This window comes from Streptomyces sp. NPDC058685 (assembly GCF_042714725.1).
Classification (GTDB): Bacteria; Actinomycetota; Actinomycetes; order Streptomycetales; family Streptomycetaceae; genus Streptomyces.
Genome location: NZ_JBHXSL010000049.1, coordinates 38,203 through 54,177 on the forward strand (window position 1 = coordinate 38,203; position 15,975 = coordinate 54,177).

Consider the following 15,975-nt stretch of genomic DNA (forward strand, 5'->3'; position numbering starts at 1 on the left):
ACGTCCGGGTCCCGGTGCGGGAGGTCACCTCGGTCACCTCGGCCGAGCCGGACCCGTCGGAGGACTCCGTATGCGTCGGGGTCCAGCTCCACGCGCCCCTGCTCGTCCGGCTTTTCGACGTGACGTGCGGCCGAGGGCGGGACAGCCCTCAGATCTCTGCGCGCCTCGGCAGTTGCCAGTTCGGCCGCGGGAAGTGGCAGGTGTACCCCTCGGGATACTTCTGCAGGTAATCCTGGTGCTCCGGTTCGGCCTCCCAGAACGCACCGGCCGGCGCGACCTCGGTGACCACCTTTCCGGGCCACAGGCCGGAGGCCTCGACATCCGCGATGGTGTCCTCGGCGACGCGCTTCTGCTCGTCGTCGGCGTAGAAGATGGCGGAACGGTAGTCGGCGCCTATGTCGCCGCCCTGCCGGTTCTTCGTGGTCGGGTCGTGAATCTGGAAGAAGTACTCGAGGATCGTGCGGTAGTCGGTCACTGCCGGGTCGAAGACGATCTCGATCGCCTCGGCATGGTTCCCGTGATTGCGGTACGTGGCATGAGGGGTGTCGCCACCGCTGTATCCCACGCGTGTGGTGAGGACACCGGGGAGCGTCCGGATCAGATCCTGCATGCCCCAGAAGCATCCGCCCGCCAGCAGCGCCTTCTGTTGGTCGTCGGTCATGGCCTGTCTCCTCCGCTTCGGTCGAACCGCAGGTCACGCCTCTGGGATCGGGGCGAGCCGCTCCTCCAGCATGCATCAGCGGGAAGCCGTATCAAAAGGAGTCTTCTTCCCTGATCAGCATGGGGAAGTGGCCGACTTTCCGGCCGCGCGGGCCGAGACGGTCACGGCCGCCGGTCCCAGGCGGCCACCAGGCCGTAGGTGACCACGCCGTAGACGAGGTGCGGGACCACGTCCGAGGTCCAGTCGGCGGCCGACCAGGTACGGGGGTCGCTGATCCCGAAGGCGGCGAGGGGCACGTCGGAGGCGGCCATCGCCAGCACCCCGGTGAGCGCGCCTCCCAGCCAGAGGGGCAGCCGGGCCCCGGACCGGTGGGCAAGCGAAACGGCGGCGCCCGTCCCGGCTCCCACGGCGATCCCGGCGATCGCCGCGAGACCGGAGAGCCGGTTGCCCTTGTTGTCGGAGTCCGGGAGCGGAATCCCGACCCGGGTGGTGACGGTGTCCACCAGGGTTTCCGGGACACTGCTGGCGGGCCTGCCCCGCACAGCCATGTCGGCATAGCCCATGGCATTCAAGGCGGTGGTCCCCGCGGCCCCCGCCGCGCAGCCGCGCACAATGGTTCGGATCATGCTCCACGCAGTCCCCGTCGCCGCCTCGGGCAAACGGCCACCGGCACCGGACCACTCGGATCACGGACGCTGTGCGGCCGTCCGGACGGGCCTTCCGGCCTCGCCGACGGGCGGCCGGCGGAGCCATGCAGGTGGGTCGGCCGACGGCTCGCGGAGCACGGCGGGCCGGTCCGCCGGCGGCGGCTCGTCGGAGCACCGCAGAGTCCCGCCGGGCGGCGGCTCGTCGGAGCACCGCAGGGTCCCGCCGGGCGGCGGCTCGTCGGAGCACCGCAGGGTCCGTTAGAAGCCACGCCAGACGTTGTCGAATGCGGCCTGCTCGATCCCCCGCTTCTGCCGCTCGCCCTCCAGTTCCAGCAGGGCGTCGTTGACGGCGCCGAGCACCATCGCCACGGAATAGTCCTCGATCTCCGACGGTTCCGCGGACTCCCGCTCGATCCCGAGACCCTCCGCCAGGCCGGCGAGGACCGGCTCGTCGGATTCCCAGCGTTCCATCGCCCTGCGGCGCGTCGGCGAATCGACCAGGACCCTCTGCCCGCCACGGAAGGGCCGGCTGCCCTGCCGCACGACGAGCCCGTCGGCCTCGAAGGCGGCCATGTACGCCTCGGCCAGGGAGTCACCCCTGCGCCACAGCCAGTCGCCGACCAACTCGTAGGGCTCGTCCATCATGAGGACGGCGGCGGCCTCCACCAGGAGCGGATCCGCCGGCAACGGCAGATGCCCCGGCACGATGCGACCGGCGTCCAAGCGGATGGTCGGTGTCTTCAGCAGCTCGATCAACTCGGCTCCGGCGAGCGCGAGCGACAGATCACCGGGCCCGACGTCACGGGTGCCCGCGACGTCCATGGCGACGATCAGCAGATCCCGCGGGGTGCTCATGAAGCCTCACGTCCGAAGCGGCGGATCATCCGAGGCGGCCGGGGAGGCGGGTCGTGATCTCTTGCAGCATCCAGCTGTTGCCGTCGGGATCACTGAAGAACGCCCTCGTGACGTAGCTGCCGCCATCGGGATCACGGCCCGGGACCGGGCCGCCCGGAGTGACGTGGAAGATCTCGCCCACGTCGACGCCGTCGGCGACCAGTGCGTCCCGCGCGGCTTGGATGTCGGAGACGACCAGGAAACCGCCGGCCGAACCGGGCGCCGCCGACGTGAGGCCCTCGCCGAACACCACCGAGCACCCGGAGCCGGGAGGGGTGAACTGCTCCACACCGGGCGGCGTGTTGTCGTCCCGCCTCCACCCGAGGCGCAGATAGAACTCCGTAGCGCGCTCGAGATCCGACACAGGGACAAGGATCACCTCGAGCATCATGTCGATGCCCTGGGCCCGTGAGACCCGGCCGGCTTCGCTGGACACATCCGCCGTACTCATCGCAGCCTCCTTGCGCCGTGTCAGGCAGTGCCTGCTGTCACGCGATCCGGCCTGCTCGCCCCGGCCGAAGACACTGTCGCGCTCGGAGAGGTGACGGGAGAGCGCGTCCACCACGACGTGGCTCGTACATGGGTTTCGCCTGTGGATGCCGCGGCCGGGTGCCCGCACTTCAGGGGCCTCGGCCGACGCGCCGCGTATCACGGCTTCACTCGATCAGAGTAGTCCCGCTCCCGGCCCACGTCATGTCGGTCGACCCGCGCCAACCGCGTTCGTTCCCCCTCCCCTTCCTCTCTCCGATCGGCGAGCTGCGCAGGCAACCGAACCGTCCCCCCGTGCGTAGTACCGGAGAACGCGTTGGCATGCACACGAGGTGGGGGAAACACGAGTGGGATCCACAGCACGCGCGAGAACGGCGGCACTGGCCGCCGTGGTGGCCGGGACGCTGGTCACGGGGGCCGTTTCGGCCGGTGGGCAGACGGCGCAGGCCGCCGGCTCCGCCGCGCAGGAGGGGACGAAGACACCGGCGAAAGCGAAGGCCGGGCCGCCGGCCACGGTCACGCTCATCAGCGGCGACCGCGTGGACGTCGGGACGGACGGACGGGTGGTTCGGCTCGTGCGCGGCAAGGGCCGCGAGGGGATCGGCTTCTCGGTGCGGCGCGCTGACGGTCACACGTACGTCATCCCGCAGGACGCCCTCCGGCTGGTCGCCGACGGCGTGCTCGACCGGCAACTGTTCGACGTCGCGCAGCTGGTCAGGGACGGGTACGACGACGCGCACCGCGCCACGCTGCCGCTGATCGTCGGCTACCGGCAGGACGGCGACGGAGCGCGGGCCGGCGCCGGTGACCCGTTCGCGGGGGTGGCCGTCCGGGAGCGACGCGCGCTGCCCGCGGTCGGCGGCGAGGCCTTCGAGACGCCCAAGTCCGGTGCGCCGGCGCTGTGGACGGCCGTCGCCGGCCGCTCTTTTGCCCGTACGTCCGGCGGTTCGGCCGCACGGCCCGTCGCCCGTGTCTGGCTGGACGCCAAGGTCCGGGGCACCCTGGCCGAGAGCGTGCCGCACATCGGTGCGCCCGCCATGTGGAAGTCGGGCTGGACCGGCAAGGGCGTCAAGGTGGCGGTCCTGGACAGCGGCGTGGACCAGACCCACCCGGATCTCCAGGGCGTCGAGGTGGCACAGAAGAACTTCACCGAGTCCCCCGTCAACGACGACCGCTACGGGCACGGTACGCACGTGGCCTCCACCATCGCCGGAAGCGGGGCGAGGTCCGGCGGCCGCAACAAGGGCGTGGCTCCCGACGCGAAGCTGCTGGACGGCAAGGTCCTGGGCGATGACGGCTTCGGCGACATCTCCGGCATCGTCGCAGGCATGCAGTGGGCCGTCGACCAGGGCGCGCAGGTCGTCAACATGAGCCTGGGCGCCCCCGACACCCCGGAGGTCGACCCGATGGAGGCGGCCATCGCCCGGCTCTCCGGAAAGGCCCTGTTCGTGGTGGCCGCGGGCAACTCGGGAGAAGGGCGCCGCACGATCTGGTCGCCCGGCAGCGCGCCCACGGCGCTCACCGTGGGCGCTGTGGACAAGCAGGACCGGATCGCCGACTTCTCCAGCCGCGGCCCGAATCTCGACGGCACGCCCAAGCCGGACATCACCGGCCCCGGCGTGGACATCACCGCGGCCCTGACCACACAGAGCGAGGAGCCCTCGGGCGAGGACTACATCTCGCAGTCCGGCACGTCGATGGCCTCCCCGCACGTCGCGGGCGCCGCCGCCCTGGCGCTCCAGCAGCACCCGGGCTGGACCGGAGCCCGGCTGAAGTCGCTCCTGACCGGGTCGGCCAAGCCCAACCCGGTGCTGAACGCCCATCAGCAGGGCGCGGGCCGGGTGGACCTGGAGCGCGCCGCCACCGCCCTCGTCGTCTCCGAGCCCGGCTCCCTGGACTTCGGCCTTCACGCCTGGCCGCATGCCGACGACAAGCCGGTCTCGAAGACCGTCACCTACCGCAACCACGGGGCCCAGGCGGTCACTCTGCGGCTGAGTGTCTCCGGGGTCGACTCGTCGGGCGGCCCCGCGCCGGCCGGCATGTTCGCCGTCAAGGACGCCCAGCTCACCGTTCCGGCCGGCGGCACCGCGGCGACCACCGTCACCGTCGACACCCGCAAGGGCACCGCCGACGGCGTCTTCGGCGGCACCGTGCTGGCGTCGGGAAGCGGCCAGCAGGTGCGCACCGGCCTGGTGGCCGAGCGGGAGGTGGAGTCGTACGACGTCACCGTGCGGCACATCGACGCCGACGGGGCGCACCCGGCGACGTACATGACGACGATCAACCCGGTCGACGGACGCGGCGAGTTCGTGGAACTGCCGTACAGCGCGAACGGCACGGTGGTCCAGCGGCTGCCCAAGGGCAGGTACCAGCTGGCGAGCCTGGTCTTCGCCGAGGACAACGAACTGGGCTTCTTCGTCCAGCCGGTGCTGAACGTGACCGGAAAGGTCGCGGTCACCCTCGACTCCCGCAAGGCGAAGCCGTTCGCCGTGAAGGCCATGGACCCTGCCGCGAAGCTCGTCACCTCCATCGTCGGCTACTACGACCAGGCCGTCGGGGTGGGCAACTCCTGGTCCACCAACGGGGTACCGCCGATCCGCACCGCCGCCCTCGGCCCGGAGTCCCCGACGATGCGGGCCCAGTTCAACGGCGTGTGGAAGACGCCCGGCAAGAACGTCGACCACCGGCTCGCCTTCAACCGCAAGGGGAGCTTCTTCACCGGCCTGACCCGTACCGTCACCCGGGCCGATGTCGCCGAGGTGAAGCTCGGCTTCGGCGCCTCCGTCACCGGAGCCAAGGGCCAGGTCCACATCACACCGCTGGACGAACTCGGGACGACCATCGGCATCGAGGAACCGCGGGAGCAGAAGCTGCCGCAGGCCACCACGCACTACCTCAGCGCGGCCGGCGTGCGCTGGGCCTGGACGGCCACCCAGCTCAATGCCCTCGGCGAGCCGCGCATGATCTACTCGAAGCCGGGGGTGGCCTACAAGCCGGGCTCCAGCCACACGCTGAACTTCAACACCGGTGTGGTCGGCCCCGATCTCGCGGCGGGAACTCCGGGGGAGCAGGGCGCCGAGCGGACCGGCGACTACATCGGCGCCAGGATCCCGCTGTTCAACGACGGCCACGGCAACCTGGGTTCATCGACCGTCACCAGTGGCTTCGCGAAGCTGGAATCCGGCGGACGGGTCCTCGCCGAGGGCCCGGCCACGGACTGGCTGGGCGCCGACGTTCCCGCCGCCTCCGCCCCGTACCGCCTGACGGTCGAGGCGAGCCGCTCCACCGAGGACACGTCCACCAGCACGAAGGTGGCAGGGGTGTGGACGTTCACCTCGGCCCGGCCGGCGGCGGACAGCACGGCCAGGCTGCCGCTGTCGACGGTGCGGTTCACGCCGATGCTGAGCCTCAGCAGCACGGCTCGGGCGGGCAGCGCGCTCGCGGTGCCGCTTAAGCTGAGCGGAGCGGCCGCCGCGGCCGGGCAGGTCGCCGCACTGACCGTGAAGGTCTCCTTCGACGGCGGCCTGACCTGGAAGGCGCTCACCGTGACGACCGACGCGAAGGGGGCGCGCTCGGTGATCGTGAAGCACCCGGCGGCCGCCAAGGCCGTGTCCTTCCAGGTGGACCTGAAGGACAAGGGCGGCAACACGGTGCGCGAGACGATCACGAACGCCTACCGCCTCGCTCCGTGAGGTGACCCGCCGAGGATGACCGTGGCCCGGCGCCGGTGAACCCTCCCTGCCGTGGGGGGAAGCCGGTGCCGGGCGTACGGGGAGCCGTGGGCCGGCCGCCGGGTACGACGGCGGGGCGGCGTCGTACCCGCCCCGCCGTGCCGGGGTGCCGGTCAGCGGACCGTCCGGGCCGCCTTCTCGATGATGTCGGTGACGGCCTGCGGGTGGGACACGCTCACGGCGTGGGAGGACTTGATCTCCTTGACGTGGGCGCCGGCGCGCTCGGCCATGAAGACCTGGGCCTCCCGAGGGATGATCCGGTCGTCGGTGCCCACGAGAGCCCAGGAGGGGATGTCCTTCCAAGCGGGCTCACCGGACGGTTCGTTGAGAGCCGTGCCGGTCCCGGGACGCTGGGTGACCGCCATCAGTCCGGCCTTCTCCGCGGGGACGTCCGCACCGAACGCCTGGCGGAACGCGGACTGGTCGATGGAGAGATCGACGTCCTTGGAGCCGTCGGCGTTGGTGATCGGGACGGGTCGCAGAACCTTGGCGATGACGCTGCCCTCGAACTTGCTCGCCAGCGCATTGGCGCTCTCGCCCTTGTCGGGGAGGAAGGCGTCGGCGTACACCAGCGCCTTGACCTTGTCGGAGCCGTGGGCGGCGTTGGTGATGACCGCACCACCGTAGGAGTGCCCGACGAGAACCACGGGCCCCTTGATGGTGTCCAGCAGACTCTTGACGGAGGCGGCGTCGCCGCTGAGGCTGCGCAGCGGGTTGGCCGCGGCCACCACCGGGTAGCCGTCCTTCTTCAGCTCGCCGATGACGCCGTTCCAGCTGGAGGAGTCGGCGAACGCGCCGTGGACGAGCACGACGGTCGGCTTGCCGCCCTTCGAGGCGGTGCTCTCCGCGCTCGCCGGACCGACCGACGCGGCCAGGAGCGCGGAGGCGACGGTTGCGGTGGCCAGGAGGGTGAGGGGGGTACGGGCACGCCGAAGGCGCGAGTGACGGTACATGAGGGGGCCCTTTCGAGGCGCAGGGGTTCAGCCATGTCCGGACAGGTGGGCATGGCCGCGGTACGGCAGGTGCTGCCGCAGGTCATGGGGGGCCGGGCGCGGCAAGCGGGTTCGTGTCCAGGGCTTGCCGGGAACGGGTGACGGCCGGGGATCGGCCCGGTGAACCGATCGGACTCGACGGCCGGTGCGCGGGTGGTCCCCGCGCACGCGCGCCGAGGCGGTGAACGGCTTCAGTGCTGCTGGTTCGGCAGGAGCAACCGAGCCGGGCTCAGTACTGCTGGTTCGTCGGGAGAAACTGAGGCGGGCGGCAACCTCAGTTGCCGTGCAGGGCAACGCGCAGGGTGTGAACGGCCCGCTCCATCGCTGCAGTTGTCGCCTGCGTGGGCCGCAGAGGGTTGAGCATCATGAAGTCGTGCAGGGTGCCGTTGATGCGGATGCTCGTGGTGGGCACGCCGGCCTCGGTCAGCTTGCGGGCGTACGCCTCGCCCTCGTCCCGCAGCACGTCGTTCTCGTCGACGATGACGAGCGCCGGCGGGAGGCCCTCCAGGTCGTCCGGGCCGGCCCGGAGCGGCGAGGCGGTGATCTCGGCCCGCTGGGCCGGGTCGGTGGTGTAGCAGTCCCAGAACCAGGCCATGGCCTTCGCGGTGAGGAAGGGGCCGTCGGCGAACTCCCGGTAGCTGTCGGTGTCCTGAGCCGCGTCGGTGACGGGGTAGTACAGCGACTGGTGCACGAAGGTCACGTCGCCGCGCCGCTTGGCCATGTGGGTCAGCGCGGCGGCCATGTTGCCGCCGACGGAGTCGCCGGCCACGGCCAGCCGGGAGGGGTCCAACCCCACGTCGGCGCCCCTCGCGGTGATCCATCGAGCGGTCGCGTACGCCTGCTCGATGGCGACCGGGTAGGCGGCCTCCGGGGAGCGGTCGTACTCGACGAACACGACGGCGACGTTCGCCCCGACGGCGAGTTCGCGCACCAGACGGTCATGGGTGCCGGCATTGCCGAGGACCCAGCCGCCACCGTGGACGTAGAGGACGGCCGGCAGCGGGCCCCGGGAGCCGAGGGGCTTGACGATGCGGATCCGCACATCACCCACCTCGGCGGGCACAGTGATCCACTCCTCCTCGACGTCCGGCTTCTCCACCGGCGCCGCCTGCAGATCGTCCAGGACCTTCCGGGCGGCTTCCGGGCCGATTTCGTAGAGGAACGGCGGCTTGGCGGTCGCGTCGGCGAACTCCTGAGCCGCGGGCTCCAGAACGGGCTTGGTCATGGTCGCACTCCTTGCCTCGGCGGGCTTTTGCCCGCTTTCGCACGTATGACCAAAGAGGTGTGACGTGTGTGACAGATGCGGAAGAGAACCGTTCCGGGTTCGGTGGAGAGGTCGAACGATGGCGGTGACCTGCGGATTCTTACAGCGGGCGGGCGCCCGGCCTGACGCTCGGGCCGGCCTGATGTGACCCACCTCACAGTAAACTCGGCGACGGCGAGGGAGTCGACCCGGGAGAGCGCCCTCCAGGGACCCGCCGGTGCGAGGGTGCCGGAGCATGCCGACGGGGTCCGGCGGAAAGTGGTTCTCCGCGGGACCCCGGAACGGTACGGCGTGAGCAGGTCGGTCGGCAGGGCAGTCCTCCGGCTCGGCCTGCGGCGCCCCTGACCGGGTGTTCGTCCTCAGACGTGTGCGCACATCGAGGAGAACCCCCGCAGGGGCGTCTGTCAGAAGAAGTGCTTACGCCCGCCGACCTTGCGCCCACTCGCGCCGAGGACCCACAGGACCGCGCCGACCACGACGAGCACGCCGCCGATCGTCGTCAGCAACGAGACACCGGCCAGCAGGCCGATGATGAGCAGAATGGCACCCAGGACAATCATTTCGGTTCCGATCTTTCCGTCTCTTCGGTGCGTGCGGGCCTTCGCGTCGTCGGACCTGCAGCACCCTCTCCCCGCCCCGCTGCGCAGCCCGGGCCAGTCGAGATCCGGCCGGCCGCGCCATCGGCGGCCGCCGGATCTCTGTTCGTGCTCGCTCCGTGTGCCCCGCCCTCCACCACCCATGCGCGGGACACGAAGACGACTGCCTCGAAGCCGCCGCACCGGTGCCGCGGCTACGCGGCGCACCGGCCCACCACGGGCGGGTCAGGCATGCGGGATGTCGTTGCTGTCGAGCGTCTGGTCGATGATCCGGCGGGCGCAGTCCGAGACGCGGAGCTGACGCTTGCGGGCGTATGCCCGCAGTGAGTTGAACGCCGTGTCGGGGCTGGTGTTCCAGCGTTCGGCGAGGATGCCCTTGGCCTGCTCGATGAGAACTCGGGCCGTCAACGCGTGCTGGAGCTGCGCCTTCTCCTTCTGCTCGTGGTCGAGAGCGCGTTGTTGGAGAAGAGCGATGGTGGCCACGTTGGCCAGTGCCTGGGCGAGGGAGGCGTCGGCCGGGCTCAGGGGCTGGCCACCGGTGTGGAACAGGTTCAGCGCACCGACCGCGCGGGCCCGCAGGCGCAGGGGGAACACGTGACTGGAGCTGAAGCCGCTGGAGCGGGCGGCTGTGGCGAACTCGGGCCAGGCGTAGGTTTCCTGGGCGCTGTGCAGGTCGATGTTGATGCGAGCCTGTCCATCGCGGTAGCAGTCCAGACAGGGCCCCTGATCGTGCTGGAGAGCGAAGAGCTCCAGCAGGTGCGTGTTCTCGTCGGAGGCCGCGATGGTGTGCAGCGTGTCCCCCTCGCCTGCCAGGAGAATGCCGGCGGCCGAGACGTCGAGGAGAGCGACGCAGTGCGTGCACAGCTGCTCCAGGAAGTCGATGACGTCGAAGTCATCGGTGAGAGAGTCCGCGACGTCCACGAAGACCGCTGACACTTGCTGCTCGCGGGACATGACAGTCATCCCCTCGTCTCGTCTGTCGAATCGGGTTCTTGGTGGTCGGGAGCCAGTCGCAGCCGGCGGGCCACGATGTCTTCGGCCACGTCGACGATGGATCGCGCGTGACCATAGGCATGGGCACGCAGTCGCAGCAGCGCCTGCGGCAGGGGAACAGCGAGCTGGACGCTGAGCATGCCGGTGGCCTGGTGCACGACGGCACGGTGCAGAACTCCGTCCCGCTGTGCGTCGATCCAGGCTTCCAGCTGGGTGCCGTCCGCGCCGAGGAAATGCAGAGTCAGCGCGGAGACGAGCGCCAGGGCATCGTCCATTTCCCGGCCGGACATGGGTCCCGGTGTGGCTCGCAGAGCGGTCAGCACGCCGACCGTGATCCCGCCGAGAGCCAGGGGGAAGCAGAACATGGCCCGGATCGGCAGACCGGCCATCGCCGGCATCAGCGCCGGCCACCGATCGGCCCGGACAGCCGCGACATCGTGCTCCAGGGTGAGCAGGCCCGTGCGGACCGTGTCCGAGGCGGGACCTTCCCCCAGGGTGAACTGCAGATCGTCGAAGAGAATCCCCGTCGCGCCCGACGACCACAGCTGCTCCATGGTCCGGCTTTCGCCGACGAGGGAGACCGCGAGATGGTCCATGCCCAGAGCGGCCGTACAGCCGTCGGGAAGGCCCGGCTCCGCACGCACATGCAGGAGCCGCAGGATGTCGGCCATCTCAGGACTGAGCATCCCAACCCCCTTCCCGCGCACTTTGCTCCCTGCCGAGACAGCCGGAAGCACCCAGAAGCCGGTGGGTGTGATCACAGCCTAGACCTCCCGGCGCGGGAGGAGGACGAAACCGGGCAGCGCCGAGGGTCACGCCCCGCCCCCCGGCGCTGCCCTGTGCGGACGCCCCCGCGGTCCCCCAAGACCGCGAGCTGCGTCTGGCCACCGGCTGACGGCTACTGGTCGAGCATGCCGACACGAAGCCGTGCCAATACCCTCGCGAGGAGCCGCGAGACGTGCATCTGTGAAATCCCGAGTTCCTTGCCGATCCGTACCTGAGTCATGTCCTGCCCGAAGCGCATGCGGATCAGCTGCCGTTCCCGGTCGTCGAGCTGGGCGAGCAGCGGGGCCAGCGTCAGGAAGTCCTCCACCAGGTCCATGCCGTGATCGGGCACGCCGAGTCGCTCCGAGACCGGGCGCGAGATGCCGTTGGCACCCGCTCCGGCGTCCGCACCGCTGTCGTCCGGAACGTCCAGCGGCCCGGCCGCGTATCCCTGGGCCGCGACAAGGCCCTCGATGATCTCGTCGTCGCCGAGCTCCAGATACGCGGCCAGTTCCCTGATCGTGGGTTCATGATCGGAGGTACTGGCCAGGTGTTCTCTGGCCTTGCCCAGATCGACCCGCAGTTCCTGCAGACGCCGCGGCACATGGACGGCCCAGGTGGCGTCGCGGAAATACCGCTTGATCTCGCCCACGATGCAGGGGATGGCGTAGGACGTGAACTCAACGTCGCGGGACACGTCGAACCGGTCGACCGCCTTGATGAGACCGATGATGCCGACCTGGATGAGGTCCTCCATCTGACCGTTTCCGCGGCTGCGGAAACGGCGGGCGGCGAACCCGACGAGGCTCCGGTTCATCTCGATCAGCGTGTTGCGCGCGTACTGGTACTCGCGGCTGCCTTCCTCCAGCATGTCGAGCCGCTCGAAGAACACCCGGGACAGCGACCGGGCATCGTGAGGAGACACTCCTGCCGGGTCTTCGATCCACGGGAGTGGCCCGGTGCCCGCCCGGGAGACAGGATCTGGCGTCGGGCTGCGCAGCAGAGGGAATTCCTCTGTGGAAACCCCGGGATCACGGATCACGTCGCCGCCTTCGCTCGAGAGATGGGGGCGGGATCCCGCCACGCGAGCACGACGTGGACCGGCGTCTCGGCCACAGAGGACACCCGTGAGAACGCTTCCACTCGACGCGACGGCAGAATTGAGGGCTGTTGCCGGCCCATCGCTGCAGGAGCCACCCGGACATCACGGCAAGGCACTCGAACCGGGGTTCTGTACACCGTGACCACCACCCGCAACGCCGCACGATCAGGGGCACCGGGGTCAAGGGCCACTCCCACCGTAGCCCTCACAGCCGACGATGACCACAGCCCTCCTGCGCGCCACCGGACAGCAACCGCCGTCCTGCGCCACCGCGGCAGGCCGGCCGGCTCCGGGCCGGGGACGGATTCGCCGCATCACCCGGCCGGGTGATGTCCGTTCAGAAAGCAATCCGTGAGCGCTGCCGCTCCGGATCTCCTGTGGCAGCGGGAGGTGCGAGCGGCGCGTCCTGCGGCCGGCCGTGGCGGGTGAAGGCAGCCCCCGGCACGGTGCCGGGCATCTCAACGGGGTGCCCGAGCACGGGACCGCAGGAAGCGATCGGCTCCCTGCTCGCTTCCTGCGGTCCCCGCTGCCCCGGCAATGCCCCACCTCGCCCGCGGGGGCCACCAGCCGCCGGGCGCCCAGTTCGCTCGAACCGGTGCCCAGTGGCGTTCAGCCTGCGACGAAAACGTCGTGACGTTCTGCCCTGTCAGGGGTCCTACCGGCACGACGAGCGCGACACCGCCTCGTACGTCCGGAGGCCGAGGAGGGCGTCATGAAGATTGCCGATCACTCCACGTTCGCCACTGGTGACACGGCGGGAACACCGGTCCCAGGGCGGTTTCGCGCGGCACCAAGGAGAACTGACATGACGTCCACTCGCATGGGGCTGCTGACAGGCCTCGCGCTCGGCTTCGCTGCCGCGTTCGGCGGCTTCACCGCCTTCCTCCTCGTCCTCACTCTCGGGGCGATCGGCCTGCTGGCCGGGCTCTACCTCGACGGCCATCTCCAGCGCGACGGTTCCACCGGGCGTGACAGCGCCGATGTGCGTGGACGCCGTGATCACCGGGTCCGGTGAGGCGGGTACCGGCGCGGTGCGGCAAGGGCGCACCACGGTCGCCGGCCGCGGCCGTGAGGGAACAGGACTGGCCTGCGGGTTGCAGGGAACCGCAGAAGGCAGGCGCTGCGCACGGGCGTGCACGGATCACGCGGGGCCGGGCCGAGAGGGTTGAGCAATGAACGATGACGCGACGCAGAGATCATTGCTGGACGGGCTGACCGTGGACGACAGCAGTCCCGCACAGCCGGTTCTGCTGGACGAGGCAGGCCGCTCGATCGCGACGTGGCGGGAGAATCACCCCTACGACCGCAAGGTCCGGCGCAAGGAGTACGAACAGCAGAAGCGGGTCCTGCAGATCGAGATGCTCAAGCTCCAGCGCTGGGCCAAGGAGACCGGCGCCCGCCTGATCGTGGTCTGCGAGGGACGTGACGCCGCGGGCAAGGGCGGAACCATTCACCGGTTCACCGAACGGCTCAACCCCCGCGGCGCCCGCGTCGTCGCCCTGGACAAGCCCACCGAACGGGAATCGGGCCAGTGGTACTTCCAGCGCTACGCCGCGCACCTGCCCGCGGCGGGCGAACTCGTCTTCTTCGACCGCTCCTGGTACAACCGGGCCGGCGTGGAGCGCGTCATGGGCTACTGCACCAAGTCCGAGTACGAGCTCTTCCTCCAGCAATGTCCTCGCTTCGAGGAGATGCTCGTCGACGACGGCATCCTGCTGGTGAAGTTCTGGTTCTCCGTCTCCCGCGGCGAGCAACGCACCCGCTTCGCCATCCGTCAGGTCGACCCCGTACGGCAGTGGAAACTCTCGCCGACCGACCTCGACTCCCTGGACCACTGGGACGATTACACCGTCGCAAAGATCGACATGTTCCGCGCCACCGACACCGAGCACGCCCCCTGGACCGTCGTGAAGAGCAACGACAAGCGCCGTGCCCGCCTCGAAGCCATGCGCAGCCTCCTCGCGCGCATCGACTACACCAGCAAGGACAGCGACGCGGTCGCACTGGCGGACCCGCTCATCATCGGCCCGGCCGCCACGCTCCTCGAACCCGGCGAGGAGGACACCGCCCTGTCCCCCACCCCTCTCGCCCTCCACACCGAAGGCCCCGGAGACCACCCAGCAGCCGGCTGATCCGCCGGACGGGGCATCGGCCTCACGGTCGTTCTCCGGCCGGCCGCGGAAGAAGACTGCCGACATGTCTGCGGCAGACCTCCGGCAACCGAGCATGCCGCGGTCCGTCCCATCGGGTGCACAGGGTGTGAGAACAAGGGCGCGGGGCAGGTGACCCGGCAGGTGGTTGCCTCCTACAGTCTGGACATCGTCATGACCCTCCCGCTATCGACCGCAACACCCGGCGCGGACATCGACATTGCGGGGGCATCGGCAGACGCTGTCAGCGGCGGGCTGCCGTGGATCGAGGATGCCGGGAAGGTGGCCCCCAGGGACGCCCGCCAGTTGTCGAAGCTGTTCTTCGACCGCTTGCAGGTCCTCGAAGAGGGCACCGCGGAGTACCAGTACGCGCGGAACACGTTGATCGAGATGAACCTGTCCCTGGTCAAGTTCGCCGTGCGCCGGTTCCGCAATCGCGGCGACGGTGAGATGGAGGACATCACCCAGGTCGGCACCATCGGCCTGATCAAGGCGATCGACCGGTTCGACCTCGCGCGCGAAGTCGAGTTCTCCTCCTTCGCCATCCCCTACATCGTCGGCGAGATCAAGCGCTTCTTCCGCGACGCCACCTGGGCCGTCCACGTGCCGCGGCGCCTTCAGGAGCTACGCGTCGAACTCGCCAGGACCAAGGAAACGCTCCACAGCCGACTGGACCGCGAGCCCACGGTCAAGGAACTCGCCGATCAGCTGGACCTGTCCGAGGAAGAGGTCATCGACGGCCTCATCGCCTCCGCCGGCTATGTCGCCGACTCCATCGACACCCCCGCCCCCGGATCCGGGAGTGAGGGGAGCGACGACGGCCGCACCTACGCCGACACGATCGGCGACGCCGACCCCTCCCTGGCCCTGGTCGAGAATCTGCACTCCCTGGCCCCGCTGCTCGCGCAGCTGGACGACCGCGAGCGCTCCCTCGTCGAGATGCGCTTCGGCCAGGAGCTGACCCAGGCCCGCATCGGCGAGGAGCTCGGCATCTCCCAGATGCATGTCTCCCGGCTGCTGACCCGCACCCTGGCCAAGCTCCGCACAGGCCTCTTCACGACCCGCTAGCAGCGCCACTCACCCGGCGCGCAGCGGTCGGGTGAGTTCCCCGCACACGGCGGCACCGCGCTGTGTGCCAGTCCCGGGACGCACCGCTGCGTCTGCCCTGAGCAGCAGGCAGGCCCACAGACGTGCGTGAGGACGATTCCGGGGTACGCGACACAGAGTCAAACGCTCTCGCACGCTTCAAAGAGCGCCTCCCTCCGGAGGTGCTCGGCCGTGACCCCGCCAACGGCTGCGTGGAGTGGACCCGGTGCGAACCGCCCCGGGTGCAACCCACCGAAAGGGTCCCGACCGTGATCGACGAGACCTTTGCACATCCCGCGCGGAGCACAGGCAGCGACTTCGCCCACCTGTCGAAGAAGATTGCCGACCACGGCCTCATGGACCGCCGCCCGGGCTACTACACAGCCCGTCTGTCCGCCGTGGCCGCGCTCTACGTCGGCGGCTGGGTCGCGTTCGTTCTCGTCGGCGACAGCTGGTGGACCCTCGCTGTGGCGGCGTTCCTGGCCGTCGTCTTCGGCCAGGTCGCACTGGTCGCGCACGACGTGGCGCACCGGCAGGTGTTCCGGCTCCGCAAGGCCAGCGAACGCACCGGCCGCATCGCAGGCAACGCCGGTATCGGCATGGGC

Annotated in this window: 14 protein-coding genes and 1 pseudogene; 5 read left to right on the plus strand and 10 right to left on the minus strand. The window is 70.1% G+C overall.

Annotation, left to right across the window (positions count from 1 at the left end):
• Positions 1–148: 148 nt before the first annotated feature.
• From msrA to ACFWU3_RS29390, 4 genes are all read right to left on the minus strand, one after another.
• A complete protein-coding gene (msrA, locus tag ACFWU3_RS29375; RefSeq protein WP_384443724.1) occupies positions 149–661 on the minus strand; it encodes a peptide-methionine (S)-S-oxide reductase MsrA in 513 nt (170 codons plus the stop codon).
• Between the two features lie 161 nt (positions 662–822).
• The gene (locus ACFWU3_RS29380; protein WP_384443726.1) at positions 823–1,287 is read right to left on the minus strand and encodes a hypothetical protein; all 465 of its coding nucleotides are present in this window, start codon (positions 1,285–1,287) and stop codon (positions 823–825) included.
• Positions 1,288–1,566: 279 nt separating this feature from the next.
• A complete protein-coding gene (locus ACFWU3_RS29385) occupies positions 1,567–2,163 on the minus strand; it encodes a GPP34 family phosphoprotein (RefSeq protein WP_384443728.1) in 597 nt (198 codons plus the stop codon).
• Between the two features lie 25 nt (positions 2,164–2,188).
• Positions 2,189–2,653: a VOC family protein gene (locus ACFWU3_RS29390; RefSeq protein ID WP_384443730.1), complete on the minus strand. Its 465-nt coding sequence runs from the start codon at positions 2,651–2,653 to the stop codon at positions 2,189–2,191.
• Between the two features lie 385 nt (positions 2,654–3,038).
• On the opposite strand from ACFWU3_RS29390, the gene ACFWU3_RS29395 reads away from it, so the two are divergent.
• On the plus strand, positions 3,039–6,383 hold the full coding sequence (locus ACFWU3_RS29395; protein WP_384443732.1) for a S8 family serine peptidase: 3,345 nt from the start codon (positions 3,039–3,041) through the stop codon (positions 6,381–6,383).
• A gap of 152 nt (positions 6,384–6,535) precedes the next feature.
• On the opposite strand, the gene ACFWU3_RS29400 is transcribed toward ACFWU3_RS29395, so the two are convergent.
• The 6 genes from ACFWU3_RS29400 to ACFWU3_RS29425 form a co-directional block, all read right to left on the minus strand.
• Entirely contained in the window at positions 6,536–7,375 is an 840-nt protein-coding gene (locus ACFWU3_RS29400; protein ID WP_384443734.1) for an alpha/beta fold hydrolase, read from the minus strand.
• A gap of 313 nt (positions 7,376–7,688) precedes the next feature.
• Positions 7,689–8,639: an alpha/beta hydrolase gene (locus tag ACFWU3_RS29405; RefSeq protein WP_384443736.1), complete on the minus strand. Its 951-nt coding sequence runs from the start codon at positions 8,637–8,639 to the stop codon at positions 7,689–7,691.
• A gap of 443 nt (positions 8,640–9,082) precedes the next feature.
• Complete coding sequence (locus tag ACFWU3_RS29410) at positions 9,083–9,238, minus strand: hypothetical protein (RefSeq protein WP_384443738.1); 156 nt, start codon at positions 9,236–9,238, stop codon at positions 9,083–9,085.
• A gap of 261 nt (positions 9,239–9,499) precedes the next feature.
• On the minus strand, positions 9,500–10,228 hold the full coding sequence (locus ACFWU3_RS29415; RefSeq protein ID WP_384443740.1) for an ANTAR domain-containing protein: 729 nt from the start codon (positions 10,226–10,228) through the stop codon (positions 9,500–9,502).
• 5 nt (positions 10,229–10,233) lie between these two features.
• Positions 10,234–10,953: a GAF and ANTAR domain-containing protein gene (locus ACFWU3_RS29420; RefSeq protein ID WP_384443742.1), complete on the minus strand. Its 720-nt coding sequence runs from the start codon at positions 10,951–10,953 to the stop codon at positions 10,234–10,236.
• Positions 10,954–11,165: 212 nt separating this feature from the next.
• A complete protein-coding gene (locus ACFWU3_RS29425) occupies positions 11,166–12,035 on the minus strand; it encodes a SigB/SigF/SigG family RNA polymerase sigma factor (RefSeq protein ID WP_384443753.1) in 870 nt (289 codons plus the stop codon).
• Positions 12,036–12,939: 904 nt separating this feature from the next.
• Between ACFWU3_RS29425 and ACFWU3_RS29430 the strand changes: the two genes are divergently transcribed.
• The 4 genes and pseudogenes from ACFWU3_RS29430 to ACFWU3_RS29445 all read left to right on the plus strand — a co-directional run.
• Positions 12,940–13,149, plus strand: coding sequence for a hypothetical protein (locus ACFWU3_RS29430; RefSeq protein ID WP_384443744.1), 210 nt, complete (start codon positions 12,940–12,942; stop codon positions 13,147–13,149).
• 157 nt (positions 13,150–13,306) lie between these two features.
• Positions 13,307–14,266 (plus strand): polyphosphate kinase 2, encoded by a 960-nt coding sequence (gene ppk2, locus ACFWU3_RS29435; RefSeq protein ID WP_384443746.1) that lies wholly within the window; start codon positions 13,307–13,309, stop codon positions 14,264–14,266.
• A 192-nt stretch (positions 14,267–14,458) separates the two neighbouring features.
• A complete protein-coding gene (locus ACFWU3_RS29440) occupies positions 14,459–15,352 on the plus strand; it encodes an RNA polymerase sigma factor SigF (protein WP_384443748.1) in 894 nt (297 codons plus the stop codon).
• Between the two features lie 287 nt (positions 15,353–15,639).
• Positions 15,640–15,975 (plus strand): annotated as a pseudogene (locus ACFWU3_RS29445) (acyl-CoA desaturase); the annotation flags it as partial.

What these genes read in the sequence shown, in the direction of transcription:
- ACFWU3_RS29440 (WP_384443748.1), top strand. Translation starts at nt 14,459, where the DNA reads ATGACCCTCCCGCTATCGACCGCAACACCCGGCGCGGACATCGACATT.
- ppk2 (WP_384443746.1), top strand. Translation starts at nt 13,307, where the DNA reads ATGAACGATGACGCGACGCAGAGATCATTGCTGGACGGGCTGACCGTG.
- ACFWU3_RS29385 (WP_384443728.1), bottom strand. Translation starts at nt 2,163, where the DNA reads ATGAGCACCCCGCGGGATCTGCTGATCGTCGCCATGGACGTCGCGGGC.
- ACFWU3_RS29400 (WP_384443734.1), bottom strand. Translation starts at nt 7,375, where the DNA reads ATGTACCGTCACTCGCGCCTTCGGCGTGCCCGTACCCCCCTCACCCTC.
- ACFWU3_RS29410 (WP_384443738.1), bottom strand. Translation starts at nt 9,238, where the DNA reads ATGATTGTCCTGGGTGCCATTCTGCTCATCATCGGCCTGCTGGCCGGT.
- msrA (WP_384443724.1), bottom strand. Translation starts at nt 661, where the DNA reads ATGACCGACGACCAACAGAAGGCGCTGCTGGCGGGCGGATGCTTCTGG.
- ACFWU3_RS29390 (WP_384443730.1), bottom strand. Translation starts at nt 2,653, where the DNA reads ATGAGTACGGCGGATGTGTCCAGCGAAGCCGGCCGGGTCTCACGGGCC.
- ACFWU3_RS29405 (WP_384443736.1), bottom strand. Translation starts at nt 8,639, where the DNA reads ATGACCAAGCCCGTTCTGGAGCCCGCGGCTCAGGAGTTCGCCGACGCG.
- ACFWU3_RS29380 (WP_384443726.1), bottom strand. Translation starts at nt 1,287, where the DNA reads ATGATCCGAACCATTGTGCGCGGCTGCGCGGCGGGGGCCGCGGGGACC.
- ACFWU3_RS29415 (WP_384443740.1), bottom strand. Translation starts at nt 10,228, where the DNA reads ATGTCCCGCGAGCAGCAAGTGTCAGCGGTCTTCGTGGACGTCGCGGAC.
- ACFWU3_RS29420 (WP_384443742.1), bottom strand. Translation starts at nt 10,953, where the DNA reads ATGCTCAGTCCTGAGATGGCCGACATCCTGCGGCTCCTGCATGTGCGT.
- ACFWU3_RS29430 (WP_384443744.1), top strand. Translation starts at nt 12,940, where the DNA reads ATGACGTCCACTCGCATGGGGCTGCTGACAGGCCTCGCGCTCGGCTTC.